Genomic DNA, 15,935 nt, shown 5'->3' on the forward strand with positions numbered 1-15,935 from the left:
CGCTCCGGCGTCTGGCCAGCATGATCACGACCGACGTCCTACCGTTGCCGTCATGGGGGTCGCGCAGTCATCCGAGGCGAGCCCTCCGATCTTCCTCGCGGTCACCGACGCCCTGCGCGCGGGGATCGCGCGGCTACGCCCGGAGGTGGCGGTGCACGAGGTGGCGGCACCCACCCGGGTCGCGCCGTTCTCCTTCGCTCTGGCCGGCGGGCTGACCGGGGACGAGGCCGACACCGCGGCCGGCCGGCTCATCCTGCTCATGGATCCCCAGGGACAGCCGGCCTGGCAGGGCACGGCCCGCATCGTCTGCTACGCCCGCGCGAGCATCGACCGGGAGATCGCCGGCGATCCCCTGCTCGCCGAGGTCGCCTGGTCGTGGCTGCGGGAATCATTGGAGGCGCACGGCGCGGGCGTGCGCGCCCTGGGCGGCACGGTCACGGCCACCGCGTCACAACGCTTCGGTGTGCTCGCGGCCGACGGGGACAGTTTCGACGTGGAGCTGCGCTGCTCCTGGTCACCCGACTGGGCGGAGACCGCCCTCGCATCCGACCGCGGCCCCGCGGGGCCGGACACGCAGGGCCGGCTGCCTTGGAGCGCCTCGGCGACGGTCGCCCACCTGCTCGCGTTCGGGGACCTGCTCGCGGCCATGGCCGGGCTTCCCCCACAACTGTCCGGAGTCATCACGCTACCAACTCGCCGGAGTTGACCGCGTCACACCGGCCCGCCGGACGGACAGCACCGCACCACCCACCGCGCGCCGCGGCCGACCTTCCACCGCGCACACCTCCCATTACCACGTCGTTACAAAGCGTATAAATAACGCGATTCGCTGTAGGACACGGCTACCTCCGTCAGGATTCAGACGTACGATCACCGATCGTGACGTCGACGGTTCCTGAATCAACACAGCAGGTCAGCGGGGGTGTCAGCGCAGAGGTGGAGGTACAGCCCAGCACCGGTGCTCATGAGCCCATCCCGCTGCTCATCCCTGCGGACGGGGTACCCCCCGTCATCGTTGACACCGCGGAACTCGCCGCGGCGGCGGAACGCCTCGCGGCCGGCATCGGGCCGGTCGCGTTCGACGCCGAACGTGCGTCCGGTTACCGGTACAGCCAGCGGGCCTACCTCGTCCAGATCCGACGGCGGGGCACGGGCTCGCTGCTCCTCGATCCGATCGCGCTCGAGGATCTGAGCGTCATCCAGGACGCGGTGGGCGGGGTCGAATGGGTGCTGCACGCCGCCAGCCAGGACCTTCCGTGCCTGTCCGAGCTCGGTCTGCGGCCGAGTCTGCTGTTCGACACGGAGCTCGCCGGCCGGTTGCTGGGCTACGAACGGGTCGGGCTGGGGATAATGGTCGAACGGGTGCTGGGCTACGGGCTGGAGAAGGGCCATTCGGCCGCGGACTGGTCGACCCGCCCGCTTCCCGAGCCGTGGCTGCGCTACGCGGCACTCGACGTCGAGCTGCTGGTGGAGTTGCGCGACGCGCTCGAGGCGGAGCTGATCGAACAGAACAAGATCGAGTTTGCCCGGCAGGAGTTCGCCGCGATCGTCGCGGCCCCGCCACGCGAGCCACGGGCCGAGCCGTGGCGCCGGACGAGCGGGATCCACCGAGCCCGGTCCCGCCGCCAGCTGGCGGCGGTCCGGGCGATGTGGACCGCCCGGGACCGGCTAGCTCGTACCCGTGACGTCGCGCCGGGTCGCGTCCTCCCGGACAGCGCGATCATGGACGCCGTGCTGAACGCCCCCACCGACGCGGCCGCGCTGGTCCGGCTGCCCATCTTCTCCGGACCACGGATCCGCCGCACCGCGAACGTCTGGCTCGACGCCCTGCGTGGCGCCGCCGCACTGCCCGAGGAGGAGCTGCCCGCCCCGGCCGGACCGGGCGGCGACGGTCTGCCGCCGCCCAACCGCTGGGCCGAGCGCGACCCGGTGGCCGCGTCGCGGCTGGCCCGGGTGCGGGCCGCGCTGGCCGCCCTCGCCGCCGCCCACACGATGCCGGTGGAAAACCTCCTCGAGCCCGCGTTGTCCCGGCGGCTCGCCTGGTCCCCGCCGAATCCCCTGACGGACACGGCCGTCGCCGGGGCGCTGCGGACCGGCGGGGCACGCCCCTGGCAGATCAAGCTGACGGCCGCTCCCCTGCTCACCGTCCTCGCCGAGCCGCCGGCCGAACCGACGGAACCGGCCGAACCGGCCGAACCGGCAGCCGAGCCGGCGGGCTGACGACCGGATCCGCGGGTCGTGGGCCAGGGACGGACCGGCGCATCACGGCATCGGCCTCCCCGGGCATCCGGCATCCATGGCTCCGGGATGTCTACCGGCTGGTAACCGCTGCCGTAGGCTAGCCGTGCCGGCGGTATCCGCGCCGGTGCCGGCTGGCTGTCCAGGCCCTGGAACCGGGTTTCGGACAACGGCCGACGTTCGACGGCGACGAACCGGCGGTCGGTGGCGGCCGCGGGTCGGGAGGTCCCGTGTTCGGATCATCCAGAAACTTCGTACGCGACGTCGTGTTCGTCGACGGGGTCCGAACCCCGTTCGGGAAGGCCAAGGGCGTCTACGCCGAGACCCGTGCCGACGATCTGATCGTGCGGGTGATCCGGGAGCTGCTGCGACGCAATCCTTCCCTCCCCCCCGAGCGGATCGACGAGGTGGCGATCGCGGCCACCACCCAGATCGGCGATCAAGGCCTGACCATCGGCCGGGTCGCCGCCATCCTGTCCGGGTTGCCGGAAACGGTGCCGGGCTTCGCGATCGACCGGATGTGCGCAGGCGCCGTCACGGCGGTGACCACGACGGCCTCGTCGATCGCCGTCGGCGCCTACGACGTGGCCGTGGCCGGCGGGGNNGNACACATGGGCCGCCACCCGATGGGCGAAGGCGCCGACCTCAACCCCCGGTTCGTCGCCGAACGGCTCGTGGACACCTCCGCGCTGGTGATGGGCTCGACCGCCGAGAACCTGCACGACCGGTACCCCAAGATCACCAAATCGCGGGCGGACGCCTTCGCTCTGGCCTCCCAGGAGAAGGTCGCCAAGGCGTACGCGAACGGTCAGATCCAGCCCGACCTCGTCCCGGTGGCCGCCCGGCACGTCGAGACGGGCTGGGAGTTCGTCACCGTCGACGAGCCGCCGCGACCGGACACCACGCAGGCGGGGCTCGCCGGGCTGCGCACGCCGTTCCGGCCGCACGGGCGGGTGACCGCGGGCAACTCCGCCGGGCTCAACGACGGCGCCACCGGCTGCCTGCTCGCCGCCGCCGAGGTGGCGGCCGAGCTAAGCCTGCCGGCGAAGATGAGCCTGGTGGGTTTCGCGTTCGCCGGAGTCCCCCCCGAGGTGATGGGCGTCGGGCCGATCCCGTCGACGGAGAAGGCGCTGGCCCGCACCGGCCTGACCATCGACGACATCGGCCTGTTCGAGCTGAACGAGGCCTTCGCCGTGCAGGTCCTGGCCTTCCTCGACCACTTCGGCATCGCCGAGGACGATCCCCGGGTCAACCCGTACGGCGGGGCCATCGCGTTCGGTCACCCACTGGCGTCCAGCGGGGNGCGCCTGATGACCCAGCTCGCCCGGCAGTTCGCCGAGCATCCCGAGGTGCGCTATGGCATGACGGCGATGTGCGTGGGTCTCGGCATGGGCGCCACCACGATCTGGGCGAATCCGCACCACGCCGCGGCCAACTGAGCAGGTACGACGACCGAGCAGGCACGACGACCGACCCGGGACGACCCGTCCGACACGACCGGGCCCGCGGCGGAACCGAGGGGAGATCNATGACCATCGACGAGGTGACCCTGTCCTTCCCGGGCGAGGTCGTCACGGCCGCCCACGTCCGCTACGCGCGGCTGCCCGAGGTGGCCGGGCCCGTCGCCCTGATCACCCTCGACAACGGTCATGACCACACCCGGCCGAACACCTTCGGCCCGGCCGGCCTGCGGTCCCTGCTCGCCGCCGTCGACGAGATCGAGGCGCACGACCCGCCGGTCGCCGCGATCGCCGTCACCGGCAAGCCGTTCATCTTCAGCGTGGGTGCGGACCTGTCCTTCCGCTCATCGCTCACCGACCCGGAGCGGATCCGCCCCTCGCTCGCGGCGCTCGGCCGCCTCGGGCACGAGGCCTTCGCCCGGGTGGGTGAGGGTCGCCTGGGTGACCGGAAGGTCCCGACCTTCGCCCTCGTCAACGGGGCGGCGCTGGGCGGCGGGCTGGAGCTGGCCCTGCACTGCGACTACCGGGCGCTGTCCGCCGGCATTCCCGCACTCGCCTTCCCAGAGGTCTTCCTCGGCCTCGTCCCGGGCTGGGGCGGCACCCAGCTGCTGCCCAACCTCATCGGCGCCGAACGGGCGGTGTCCGTCGTCATCGGCAANGCGCTCAGCCAGAACCGCATGCTGCGCGGCCGGCAGGCGTTCGAGCTGGGTCTCGGGGACGTGCTGCTGGAGCCGGCGGACTTCCTGGCGGAGGCGCTGCGCTGGGTGGGCCAGGTGCTGCGCGGCGATGTCGACCCGGTGGCCGCCCGCGCGCCGGTCGAGCGGGGGGCGGGCTGGGCGGAGGCGATCGCACGGGGCCGGACGCTCGCCGACGCGAAGCTGCACGGGGCCGCGCCGGCCGCCTACCGGGCGTTGGACCTCCTCGCGCTCGCCGAGACCGCCGACCGCGCCACCGGGTACGCGGCCGAGACCGAGGCCCTCGCCGATCTGTCCGTCAGCGACGAACTCGCCGCCAGCCTGTACTCCTTCGACCTCGTGCAGAAGCGGGCGAAGCGGCCGGTGGGCGGGCCGGACCCGGCGCTGGCCCGGCCCGTGACGAAGGTCGGGGTNGTCGGCGCCGGCCTCATGGCAAGCCAGCTCGCCCTCGTGTTCGCGCACCGGCTCGAGGTGCCGGTGGTGCTCACCGACATCGACCAGGCCCGGCTCGACGCCGGGGTCGCGGGGGTCCACCAGGAGGTCGACAACCTCCTGCTGCGCCACCGCATCACCCCCGACCAGGCGAACCGCTACAAGGCGAACGTCACCGGATCCCTGACCAAGGACGCCTTCGCGGACGCGGACCTCGTCATCGAGGCCGTCTTCGAGAACCTGGCCGTCNAGCGGACCGTGCTCGCGGAGCTCGAGGCCGTCGTGGCGCCCACGGCCGTGCTCCTGACGAACACCTCGGCGCTGTCGGTCACCGAGATGGCCGCTGGGCTCGATCATCCCGAACGGGTAGCCGGGCTGCACTTCTTCAATCCGGTGTCGGTCCTCCCCCTGGTCGAGGTGGTCCGCGCTGCCCGCAGCGACGACGCCACCATCGCGACGACGCTGGCCGTGGCGAAGAACCTGAAGAAGAACGCGGTCCTGGTCGCCGATGCCCCGGCGTTCGTCGTCAACCGGCTGCTGACGCGGTTCCTCGGGGAGGTGCTCGGCGCGACAGAGGGCGGTACGCCGCTCGAGGAGGCCGACCACGCCCTCGATCCGCTGGGGCTGCCGATGTCCCCGATGACCCTGCTCGCCCTCGTCGGGCCGCCGGTCGCCCTGCACGTCGCGGAGACACTGCACGCGGCGTTCCCGGACCGGTTCCGGCGGCCGACGGCTCTCGCCCGGCTGGTCGAGGCGGGCCGGAGCGGCGTCTACACCACGGGCCCGGACGGCGTCCAGACCGTCGACCCGGACGCCGCCGCGCTCATCTTCACGCCGTCCCCGGCCGCCACCCCGCTGACCGGGGACGAGGTACGCGAGGCGGCGCTGCGGGCGCTCGCCGAGGAGATCCATCTGATGCTGACCGAGAAGATCGTCGCGGAGGCCGCCGACATCGACCTGTGCATGATCCTCGGCGCCGGCTGGCCGTTCCACCTCGGCGGCATCACGCCCTACCTGGACCGTAGCGGCATCAGCGAGGCCGTCACCGGGCAGCGCTTCGCCCCGCCGGGGGTCGCCACCCTGCGCTGATCCAATCGGCCGCCCTGACCATCGGCGCCGGTCAGGCCGTGCGGACCGGTGGCTCGTCGTCGCCACCGCCGCGTCGGCCATCGCCGGGGGAATCATCGAACGGGCCCGGCTGCTGAAGATCCGGGGGCAGCGACGGGTCCAAGGAGAACGGGGCGCCGGGCGTCAGCAGGCAGTAGCTTCCGGATTCCTTTCCCACCTGGTACGTCTCGTGGCTCGCCGCGGCGCTGCCGCGCCGGACGTCGACCTGAACCTCCCGGACCGTCGGGGAACCCACGGACCGGTGGATCTGCACTCTTCGCACGGCGAACGAGGCGATACCGCCCTGGACATCGTCCAGAGCCCGCATGATGATGGCGAACTCGGACGCTGGGCGGCGTTCCTGGACCGACGGGCAGAGGCGGACGTAAGCGGCCTCGTAGCGCGAGTCCCTGACCTCCATCAGGTAGGCGCGGACGGCGTTGGCAGGGCCGTCGGTGGAGCGGAGGAGCAGGAACAGACCGGTTCCGCCCGCGCCGGTCAGGAGGGCGAGCACGAGGACGAGCGGGATCAGCCACCGGGCCCGACTACGGCGGGGNGCCGGCGGCCCGCCCGGCCACCCGGGGCCGCCCCACGAGATCGGCGGGACGGGCGGGGGCCACCCGGGTGGCCGTTGCGGGTCATGGTGCACCCCCCACCCTCCTCCCACTTTCCTCACATTCGCTCCTGCATCGCATCATCAGTACACAACAGCCGAGCACCCCGCTGCCGTAGGGCGACACCGACGAGCGCCCAGACCAGGTCGGCGATCGTGGCGAGAAGCCGCGCCACCAACGCGACCAGGGTCGCCGGCCCGCTGGCGACCGCCGGCGCCAGCGCCAGCACCAGCACCGCCTCCCGCACCCCCGCCCCGGCGGGCAGCACCAGTACCAGGAATCCGGCGGTCCAGGCCAGGGCATAGGCCCCGAGGGAGAGCAGCAACAGCCGGCCGCCACCGACCGCCGGATGCAGATCCCGGACGAGCAGCCAGGTCGCCACCCCGTAGCAGCAGAAGCTGAGCAGCAACCAGCCGGCTCCGGCGGCGACGGCCCGCGGGGGCAGCGGTTCGGTCAGCGGTGGGCGGCGCAGCAGCCGGAATGCCAGCGCCAGCAGGCGGGACAGCACCGGGGGACAGAGCACGACGACGAAGACGGGCACGACCGCCAGCGCCCACCAGTAGTCGGCGAGCGCCTGCGCGGAGACGAACGGCAGGGTGACCGCCGCGGCGAGCCCCCCGCTCGGCACCGCGAGCGCCAACACGACCAGGCTCGCCGAAGCCGCCTTCGGCCGGGAGACGCCGTGGTCGCGGGAGAGCTCCATCTGCGCGAGCACCGGCCACACGCTGCCCGGGATATATTTGCCGATCTGCCCGACGAAGAAGATCCGCACGGCGGCCCGCAGGGGAAGCGCGGCGCCCAACCCCCCCAGCAACGCCCGCCAGGACAACACGGTGGTACCGACGGCAAGCACGGTGACCACACCCGAGGCCACCACGCCGCCCACGGTGAGCGAGCGGACGGACTCCTCGATCTCGTTCCACTGGCTGACCATGGCGAGAACCAGTAGCCCGAGGGCCACCAGAAGCGCACCACGCACGGCCCACCAGCGTGGGCCGTGCCCAGCCCGGCGGCGGGAGGCGGCGCCCTGGCGCGCCGACACGGTGTGCTCACCCACCTGGTCAGCCTAGGACGGCGGTCGGGCCGCCACCGCGCCGGGCCCCGACACGGTGGCGGCCCGACACGGTGGCGGATCCCGACACGGTGGCGGATCCCGACACGGTGGCGGATCCCGACACGGTGGCGGGTCCTTGCCCGTCGGACCCCGATGACCGGGCGGCACCCGGGTGCGTCCGGGATCAGCGCACCCGAGTCAGAGCACCGGGATCAGCGCACCCGAGTCAGAGCACCGGGGTCAGCGCGCCGCGGTCAGCGCTGGTCGCCGATGGCCTCGCCGGCCCGCTCGCCCGCCGGGGCCGCTTCGCCGGGCGAGGTCGGGTCGTCCTCGATCGCCGGCTGGCGCTTCGCGACGGCCTCGACGACCTTGCGGGCGAGGTCCTGCGGGGCAAGCCCGACCTCGGCCATGACCTCGTCCCGCTTGCCGTGGTCGAGGAAGCGCTGGGCGATGCCGAAGTCCCGCAGGGGCACGTCAACGTCGGCGTCGCGCAGCAGCTGGGCCAGCGCCGCCCCGACCCCGCCGACCCGGCCGTTATCCTCGACGGTGACGACGAGGTCGTGGGCGCGGGCAAGATCGATCAGCGCCGGGTCCAGTGGCTTGACCCACCGCGGGTCGACAACGGTGATGCCGATGCCCTGGCTCGCGACCCGCTCCGCGACCTCCAGGCAGGTGGCGGCCATCGCGCCGATGGAGACCAGCAGCACCTCGCGGCGCTGGGCCACCTTCGGCGAACGGTAGAGCACGTCCACCCCGCCGACCGTGTCAATCGCCGGCACGNCCACGGCGACCTTGCCCTTGGGGAAACGCACGACGGTCGGGCCGTCGGTGTCACCCACGGCCTCACGCAGCTCCGCCCGCAGGGTCGGCGCGTCCCGCGGGGCGGCGATCGCGAGCCCCGGGACGACCTGCAGGAACGACAGGTCCCACATGCCGTTGTGCGACGCCCCGTCCTCCCCGGTGATGCCGGCCCGATCGAGCACGAACGTCACGGGCTGGCGGTGCAGGGCGACGTCCATCAGGACCTGGTCGAACGCGCGGTTGAGGAACGTGGCGTAGAGACACACGACGGGCTTGAGCCCACCCATCGCGAGCCCGGCGGCCNAGGTGACGGCGTGCTGCTCGGCGATACCGACGTCGAACACCCGGTCCGGGTAGGCCTTGGCGAAGGCGCCGAGACCAACCGGCTGGAGCATCGCGGCGGTCAGCGTGACGACGTCGGGCCGCTCGGAACCGATCTGCACGATCTCGTCCGAGAAGATGCTCGTCCAGCTGATGGTCTTCGACGTCGACACCGGCTTGCCGGTCGCCGGGTCGATGATGCCGACGCCGTGGAAGTTGTCGGCGTCGTCCTGCTCCGCCGGCGGGTAGCCGAAGCCCTTGCGGGTCACGCAGTGGACGATGACGGGCCCGCCGAAATCCCGAGCCCGGCGCAGGGCCGACTCGACCGCGACGACGTCGTGGCCGTCGACCGGGCCGACGTACTTCAGGCCGAGGTCCTCGAACATGCCCTGCGGCTGGACGACGTCTTTGATGCCCTTCTTGATGCCGTGCAGCGCGTCGAACAGCGGGGGGCCGACCAGCGGGGTGCGGCCGAGGACCTGCTTGACGACGTCGAGGACCTGCTCGTACTCGGGCGCCAGCCGCAGCGCGGCGAGGTGGTCGGCGAGGCCGCCGATCGTCGGTGCGTAGGAGCGGCCGTTGTCGTTGACGACGATGACGACGGGCCGGTCGTCGGCGGCGATGTTGTTCAGCGCCTCCCAGCACATCCCGCCGGTCAGGGCGCCGTCACCGACGACGGCGACGACGGCCCGGTCCTCACCACGCAGCGCGTAGGCACGCGACAGCCCGTCGGCGTAGGACAGGGCGGTCGAGGCGTGCGAATTCTCGATGATGTCGTGCTCGGACTCGGCCCGGCTGGGGTAGCCGGAAAGGCCACCCCGCTGGCGCAGCCCGGAGAAATCGTCCGCCCGGCCGGTCAGAATCTTGTGCACATAGGACTGATGGCCGGTGTCCCAAAGGATGCGGTCGAATGGCGAATCAAACACACGATGTATTGCCAACGTCAGCTCGACAGCCCCCAGATTCGGCCCGAGGTGACCTCCCGTACGCGCGACTGCGTGAATGAGGAAATCACGGATCTCGGCCGCCAGGGTGGCGAGCTCCTCGTGGTCGAGGCGCTTGACGTCCTGCGGACTACTGATCGTGGACAGAAGCGACACGGCGTGAACTCCCTCTCCCGAAAGGGGATCGGTCCGGGTCCGGCAAAGTCTACGCAGCCCGTCTGGCCCCTTGCAGACGGGCACCCGACATGTGAGTTCCTCGTAGACCGTCAGGCAATAGGCCTGATCGCGGTAGAATCCACCTCCCCGGTTGTCCACTATTGGTCCGGATCCGAGTACGCGGATGCACACACTCTGTCGGCGTGGCGCGCGGGCGACACGCCGGCACGACCAGGTCGTGTCGGGAGCGGCCGGAAGTGGAGTCCACGGCCTTCCGGCGGCACTTCTGGTACCGACGCAATCACACCAGGTTCGGATTCCGGTCCGCGCCGCGCGGCTCGAGCAGTGCCACGCACTCGACGTGGGCGGTCATCGGAAACAGGTCGAAGGCGCGCAACACGACGAGGTCGTAGCCCGCGGCCGCCGCGGCGGCGAGGTCCCGACCCAGCGCGACAGGATCGCAGGCGACGTAGGCGACCGCGCGGGGGCGATGGGCGAGNAGCGCGGCCACCACCGCCGGGCCCGCCCCGGTGCGCGGCGGGTCGAGCACCGCGAGATCGACCCGGCCGGCCGGCCCGCCCGTACCGACCACCCCACGAACGGTAGCCGGCGTCACCCGCAACGCCCGCAGCGAGACCCATGGCAGATCGGCGAGGTTGTTCGCCGCGGCCGCGACCGACGCGGCGTCGGACTCCAGCGCGATGACGCGGCCAGCGGCGCCGACATCCTCCGCGAGGAACGCCGCGAACAGGCCCGTCCCGGCATACAGGTCGAGCGCGGTCTCCCCGGCTCGGGGACGCAGGGCCTCGCGGACCGCGTCCACCAGCACGCCGGGAGCCGCCGGATGGACCTGCCAGAACACCTCCGGCCCGAGCCGGAACCTCCGCCCCCCCACCACCTCGACGACCTCCCCGGGGGCTCCGACCTCCCCGGGATCCTCGCCGGTCCCGGCGTGCTCGTCGTTGACGACCGTCCCGGCACCGGCGGGATGCACCGCCACGGCCACCTGCCCGGTCGCCGGGCTGGCCGCGACCTCGACGGCGTCGGCCCCAGGAAACCGCCGGCCGGCGAGCGCCGCGAGGACGAGGGGGNGGGCGATGCGGCAGTCCGGCGTCGCCACCACCTCGTGCGAGCGGCTCGCCCGCAGCCCGACCTCGCCGCCGGCCGTCACCGCGAAGCGCATCCGGGTCCGCCACGCCAGTCCGTCGTCGGCGCCACCGGGCCGGTCGGATCCGGTCAGCCGCTCCGGACCGCCGACGGGCACCGCCTCGACCAGCACCTCCAGCGCCGGCTCGGCGCCGGGTCCGGCCTCGGCCGCCGTCCCTAGGCCGGACCCGGCGTGCGCGGGGCTGACCCGGGCGTCGAGGCCGCCGAACCGCCGAAGGGCGTCGGCCACGACCTCGGCCTTACCGCGCCGCTGCGCCGCGAGGCCGGCATGCTGCCAGTCGCACCCCCCGCACAACCCTGGACCGGTGTGCGGGCAGGGCGCGACCACCCGGTCCGGCGAGGGCGTCAGGACGGCGACCGCGTCCGCCCGCCAGTACCGCTCGTGGGAGGCGTCGGTAACTCGGGCACGAATCCGTTCGCCGGGCAGGGCATGGCGGACGAACACCACCCGACCGCCCGAGCGGGCGACGCAGAAGCCGCCGTGGGCCACCGGCCCGACGTCGAGGTCGAGCAGCGAGCCGACCGCGATCCCCGGCACGCGGGCCTGCCGTGCGGTGCCCCCGAAGACGCGCGATCGCGCGGGCCGACGCTGTCGACTCACCGCTTCCGCTCCAACGGGCCGGGAAGCGTGGCCCGGCCCTGTCGCACCGCGCCCGCCCCGGTTCGTTCGAACCGCTGCTCGGCCAGCCTGGACGAGGCGAGCTGCCAGGGCACGCTGGTGACCATGACGCTGGGCTGGAAGAGCAGCCGGGCCTTGAGCCGCAGCGCGCTCTGGTTGTGCAGGAGATGCTCCCACCAGTGACCGACGACGTACTCCGGGACGTAGACGGCGACGACGTCGCGGGGGCTCTCCCGCCTGATCCGGGCGACGTAGTCCAGCACCGGGCGGGTCACCTCCCGGTAGGGGGAGGCCAGCACCACGAGATCGACGGTGATCCCCCGCTCCGTCCACGCCTTGCGGAGCCGATCGGCCTCCGCCTGGTCGACGGCGACCGTGACCGCGACGAGGCTGTGCGGCCGCGACGCCTTGGCGTAGGCCAGGGCCCGCAGTGTCGGGGCATGGATCTTACTGACGAGGACGACGGCGTGGATCCGGGAGGGCAGGGTCGGCGGCCCGGGTTCCGGGGTGAGTTCGACCGCGACCCGGTCGTAGTGAGCCCTGATCCCCCGCATCCCGAGAAAGATGATCGGGATAGCCAGACAGACGATCCAGGCACCGTGGGTGAACTTCGTGACCAGCACGAGGATCAGCACGGTGCCGGTGAGGCAGGCGCCGAAGAAGTTGATCGCCTGAGACCGGCGGATCCGCCGGCGGGCGGCCGGATCGGACGCCGCCGGGTCGTCCGAGCGCAGGATGCGTGCCCAGTGCCGCACCATCCCGGTCTGGCTGAGGGTGAACGAGATGAAGACCCCGAGGATGTAGAGCTGGATCAGGGCGGTGACCTGCGCGTCAAACACGACGATCAGCAGGATCGCGAAGCCGGCGAGCAGCACGATCCCGTTGGAGTAGGCCAGTCGGTCACCGCGGGTGTATAGCTGACGCGGCAGGTAGCCGTCGCGGGCGAGGATCGAACCCAGCACCGGGAAGCCGTTGAAGGCGGTGTTCGCCGCCAGCATCAGGATGAGAGCGGTGACGACGGCGATGTAGCCGAAGCCGGGCGATCCGTCCCCGAAGACGGCGGCGGCGACCTGGGCGATCACGGTCCGCTGCTCACCACTGGCGCCGATCAGGTCCCCGGTGTGCTCAGCGACATGCACGTCGGAGATCAGAGCCAGCGCGGTGACGCCGCCGAACATCGTGACTGCGATAAGCCCCAGCATCAGCAGGGTGGTCGCGGCGTTGCGGCTCTTGGGCTTCCGGAACGCGGGCACCCCGTTACTGATCGCCTCGACCCCGGTGAGCGCCGTGCATCCCGAGGCGAACGCCCGCAACACCAGGAACACCAGGGCGAATCCCGCGTAGTCACGCTCGGCGACCACCTGGTACCCAGCACTCTCGGCCCGCGGCGGATGACCGACGGCCGCCTGGACCAGCCCGGTGACGATCATTACGAAGATGCCGAGCACGAAGCCGTAGGTCGGGATGGCGAACGCCGTGCCGGACTCGCGCACCCCACGCAGGTTCATTATCGTCAGTAGGACGACGATGACGACCGCGAGGAGCACCTTGTGCGCGGCGAGCCCGGTGANAGCGGACGTCAGGTTCGCGACACCGGCCGACACCGACACCGCGACCGTGAGGACGTAGTCAACCAGCAGGGAACTGGCCACCAGCAGGCCGGCCCGCGGGCCCAGGTTGACCGAGACGACCTCGTAGTCGNCGCCGCCGCTCGGGTAGGCGTGCACGTTCTGCCGGTAGGACGCCACCACCGTCAGCATCAGGATGGCGACGGCTCCAGCAAGCCAGGGCGAGATGTGGTAGAAGGCCAGCCCACCCAGCGACAGGACAAGCAGGATCTCCTCGGTCGCGTACGACACCGAGGAAAGGGCATCGCTCGCGAAGACGGGCAAAGCGATGCGTTTAGGGAGCAATGTCTCCCCAAGCCGGTCGCTCCCGATCGGTCGACCGACGAAACCGCGCTTGAGGCGGTCCGTGAGCGCCACGCGGCGATGCTACCGACGCCAGCCACGCAGTTCAGTATCAGTGTGACGTGGCACACAGATACTCCGTATCCGGAGANCCGGCCACGTGACCTGCGCCGGTCAGCCCGGATCGGACTACCCTCAACCCTTGTGCACGTCGTGATCCTCGGCTGCGGCCGAGTCGGCTCCGCGCTTGCCCGCAGCGTCGAACGGTTCGGCCACTCAGTGGCAATCATCGACCAGAACCCCGCCGCGTTTGGGCGGCTACCGCAGGATTTTACCGGTCTGCGGGTCACCGGGATGGGCTTCGACCGCGACACCCTCATCGAGGCGGGCATCGAGCAGGCCGCCGCGTTCGCCGCCGTCTCCAGCGGGGACAATTCGAACATCATCGCCGCCCGGGTGGCCCGCGAGATGTTCGGGGTCGAGCGGGTCGTCGCGCGGATCTACGATCCCCGCCGGGCCGAGGTCTACGAGCGGCTCGGTATCCCCACCGTCGCCACGGTGCGCTGGACCCGGGACCAGATCCTCGACCGGCTCCTACCCGACGCTGTCACGCCGCAGTGGTCCGACCCGTCGGGCTCGGTGCTGCTGGCCGCTATCCCACCCGGACCCGCCTGGGTGGGCCGCCGGATCCGGGAGTTGGAGGAGTCCGCCGGGGTACGGGTGGCCTGCGTGACCCGGTTCGGCGAGGGTGTCCTGCCCGATGCCCGCACCCTCGTCCAGGACGGTGACGTGGTGCACGTGGCGGTGACGAAGGCGCACGCCTCCGAGGCGGACACGGTGCTGCGCACCGGGCCGGACGGCAAGGACTCCGGGTAGATCCGGGCAGATCTGGGCAGATCCGGGTAGATCCGGGTAGACGATGCCGCGCGAAGAGGAGAAGCGATGAGCGTGCGCCGGGTGGTGATCGCGGGGGCGGGCAAGGTCGGCCGGTCCATCGCCGCCGAACTGCTGGAGAACGGCTCCGAGGTGCTCATCATCGAGCGGGATCCGCAGAAGATCCGGACCGACGCGCTACCGGAGGCCCGGTGGCTGCTCGCGGACGCCTGCGAGCTGTCCCAACTCGACGCGGCCGGGCTGAATGAGTACACCGTCCTGGTGGCCGCCACCGGGGACGACAAGGTGAACCTCGTCGTCTCGTTGCTCGCGAAGACCGAGTTCGGCGTGCCCCGGGTAGTGGCGCGGGTCAACCATCCCAAGAACGAGTGGCTGTTCACCGAGTCGTGGGGGGTGGACGTGGCGGTGTCCGCGCCGCGCCTAATCACGGCTCTGGTCGAGGAGGCCGTCAGCGTCGGCGACCTCGTCCAGCTGATGCGGTTCCGGCAGAGCGATGCATCCCTCGTCGAGCTGACGCTGGCCGAGAACGCGCCGGTGATCGGCCAGCGGCTCAGCGAGATCACCCTGCCGGCGGACAGCGCCTTGGTGGTGATCCTGCGTGACGGACGGGCGGTCGTTCCCTCGCCCGACGCCACGTTGGAAGACGGCGACGAGATTCTCGCGGTCACGACAAATGCCGAGGCCGAGGAGAAGCTCGCTGTGCTGCTCGGTCAGGCGCCGGCAGGCGCGGGCGCGCCGGGCTGACGCGCGACAGGCTGGCGATGCGGAGGCGGTCAGCCGGCAGGCCGCCGCTCGCCGCGCGGGGGCTCGCCGCGCGGGGCGTCCTCGGCCAGCACCTCGCCGGCCACGACCGTCGAGTCGGTGGCGGCGGGGGGCAGCGGTGCGATCCGGCGGACGATGGCGAAGCTGGCCAACACCGCGACACCGAACAGCGGAAGTCCCAGGGCGATGTTGGCCGCGGCCAGCCAGCCGGGCTGGTCGGCGAGGTAGAGCACCCCCTGCACGACGAACCGCACACCGAACACAGCGATCCAGNCCNCCGTCNCCCACNCCGCGGCCCGCCGCTGGCAGGGTACCCGCTGCCAGCTCGCATAGCGGCTGTCCAGACCGGCCATGAGATACCCCGCCACCGGCCGGCGCAGGACGATCGACAGCAGGGCCACCACCCCCCAGAGCGCGTTCTTCGCGATGCTGGGCAGGAAGAACCCCTTCGCATTCCCGGTACGAGAGGCCACGAATGCGGCGACCGCCACGGCGAACAACCCCGAGAAGGTCTGCTGGGTCGGCTCACGGCGCACGATGCGCAGCGCCAGCAGAGCGGCCGCCGTGGCAATGGCGACCGCGATGCCGGCGGTCAGTCCGGCCTCGGCGTTCACCGTCACGAACGCCACGGTGGGCACGGAGCTGTCGATGATCCCCCGTGGGCCGCCGATGGCCTCGGACATCGTCATCGGCGGCGTGTCGGGAGATGGCGTACGTGGCATGTCTGGTTGGGATCCCGTCGGGTTGGGCGGACCCGCCGA

General features: G+C 72.0%; 12 protein-coding genes. 6 read left to right on the plus strand and 6 right to left on the minus strand.

What is annotated here, in order from left to right:
• Nucleotides 1-52 precede the first annotated feature (52 nt).
• The 4 genes from CED_RS04885 to CED_RS04900 all read left to right on the plus strand — a co-directional run bounded on the left by CED_RS04885 (nt 53) and on the right by CED_RS04900 (nt 5,914).
• Nucleotides 53-706 carry a DUF3000 domain-containing protein gene (locus CED_RS04885; protein WP_011435775.1) on the plus strand — a complete coding sequence of 218 codons (654 nt, stop codon included), beginning with the start codon at nt 53-55 and terminating at the stop codon, nt 704-706.
• 230 nt (nt 707-936) lie between these two features.
• A complete protein-coding gene (locus tag CED_RS04890) occupies nt 937-2,220 on the plus strand; it encodes an HRDC domain-containing protein (RefSeq protein ID WP_011435774.1) in 1,284 nt (427 codons plus the stop codon).
• Nucleotides 2,221-2,468: 248 nt separating this feature from the next.
• Nucleotides 2,469-3,677 (plus strand): acetyl-CoA C-acyltransferase, encoded by a 1,209-nt coding sequence (locus CED_RS04895; protein ID WP_035908783.1) that lies wholly within the window; start codon nt 2,469-2,471, stop codon nt 3,675-3,677.
• Nucleotides 3,678-3,766: 89 nt separating this feature from the next.
• The gene (locus CED_RS04900) at nt 3,767-5,914 is read left to right on the plus strand and encodes a 3-hydroxyacyl-CoA dehydrogenase NAD-binding domain-containing protein (protein ID WP_035908784.1); all 2,148 of its coding nucleotides are present in this window, start codon (nt 3,767-3,769) and stop codon (nt 5,912-5,914) included.
• A gap of 31 nt (nt 5,915-5,945) precedes the next feature.
• Here CED_RS04900 and CED_RS04905 read toward each other — a convergent pair whose 3' ends face one another.
• The 5 genes from CED_RS04905 to CED_RS04925 all read right to left on the minus strand — a co-directional run bounded on the left by CED_RS04905 (nt 5,946) and on the right by CED_RS04925 (nt 13,593).
• Nucleotides 5,946-6,446 (minus strand): hypothetical protein, encoded by a 501-nt coding sequence (locus tag CED_RS04905; RefSeq protein WP_049760859.1) that lies wholly within the window; start codon nt 6,444-6,446, stop codon nt 5,946-5,948.
• A gap of 158 nt (nt 6,447-6,604) precedes the next feature.
• Nucleotides 6,605-7,603, minus strand: a complete 999-nt coding sequence (locus CED_RS04910) for a lysylphosphatidylglycerol synthase domain-containing protein (protein ID WP_023841682.1) — start codon at nt 7,601-7,603, stop codon at nt 6,605-6,607.
• Nucleotides 7,604-7,854: 251 nt separating this feature from the next.
• On the minus strand, nt 7,855-9,822 hold the full coding sequence (gene dxs / locus CED_RS04915) for a 1-deoxy-D-xylulose-5-phosphate synthase (RefSeq protein WP_035908786.1): 1,968 nt from the start codon (nt 9,820-9,822) through the stop codon (nt 7,855-7,857).
• Nucleotides 9,823-10,123: 301 nt separating this feature from the next.
• Nucleotides 10,124-11,590: a class I SAM-dependent RNA methyltransferase gene (locus CED_RS04920; RefSeq protein ID WP_051868667.1), complete on the minus strand. Its 1,467-nt coding sequence runs from the start codon at nt 11,588-11,590 to the stop codon at nt 10,124-10,126.
• Complete coding sequence (locus tag CED_RS04925; RefSeq protein WP_035908789.1) at nt 11,587-13,593, minus strand: APC family permease; 2,007 nt, start codon at nt 13,591-13,593, stop codon at nt 11,587-11,589. The genes CED_RS04920 and CED_RS04925 overlap by 4 nt, the downstream gene beginning before the upstream one ends.
• A 129-nt stretch (nt 13,594-13,722) precedes the next feature.
• Between CED_RS04925 and CED_RS04930 the strand changes: the two genes are divergently transcribed.
• Entirely contained in the window at nt 13,723-14,394 is a 672-nt protein-coding gene (locus CED_RS04930) for a TrkA family potassium uptake protein (protein ID WP_035908790.1), read from the plus strand.
• 30 nt (nt 14,395-14,424) lie between these two features.
• Nucleotides 14,425-15,156 (plus strand): TrkA family potassium uptake protein, encoded by a 732-nt coding sequence (locus CED_RS04935; protein ID WP_255353887.1) that lies wholly within the window; start codon nt 14,425-14,427, stop codon nt 15,154-15,156.
• 29 nt (nt 15,157-15,185) lie between these two features.
• Here the strand turns inward: CED_RS04935 and CED_RS04940 are convergent, their stop codons facing one another.
• Nucleotides 15,186-15,896, minus strand: a complete 711-nt coding sequence (locus tag CED_RS04940) for a DUF3159 domain-containing protein (RefSeq protein ID WP_035908792.1) — start codon at nt 15,894-15,896, stop codon at nt 15,186-15,188.
• Between the last annotated feature and the right edge of the window lie 39 nt (nt 15,897-15,935).

Source organism: Frankia sp. CeD, from assembly GCF_000732115.1.
Taxonomy (GTDB): Bacteria; Actinomycetota; Actinomycetes; order Frankiales; family Frankiaceae; genus Frankia; species Frankia casuarinae.

What these genes read in the sequence shown, in the direction of transcription:
- CED_RS04885 (WP_011435775.1), top strand. Translation starts at nt 53, where the DNA reads ATGGGGGTCGCGCAGTCATCCGAGGCGAGCCCTCCGATCTTCCTCGCG.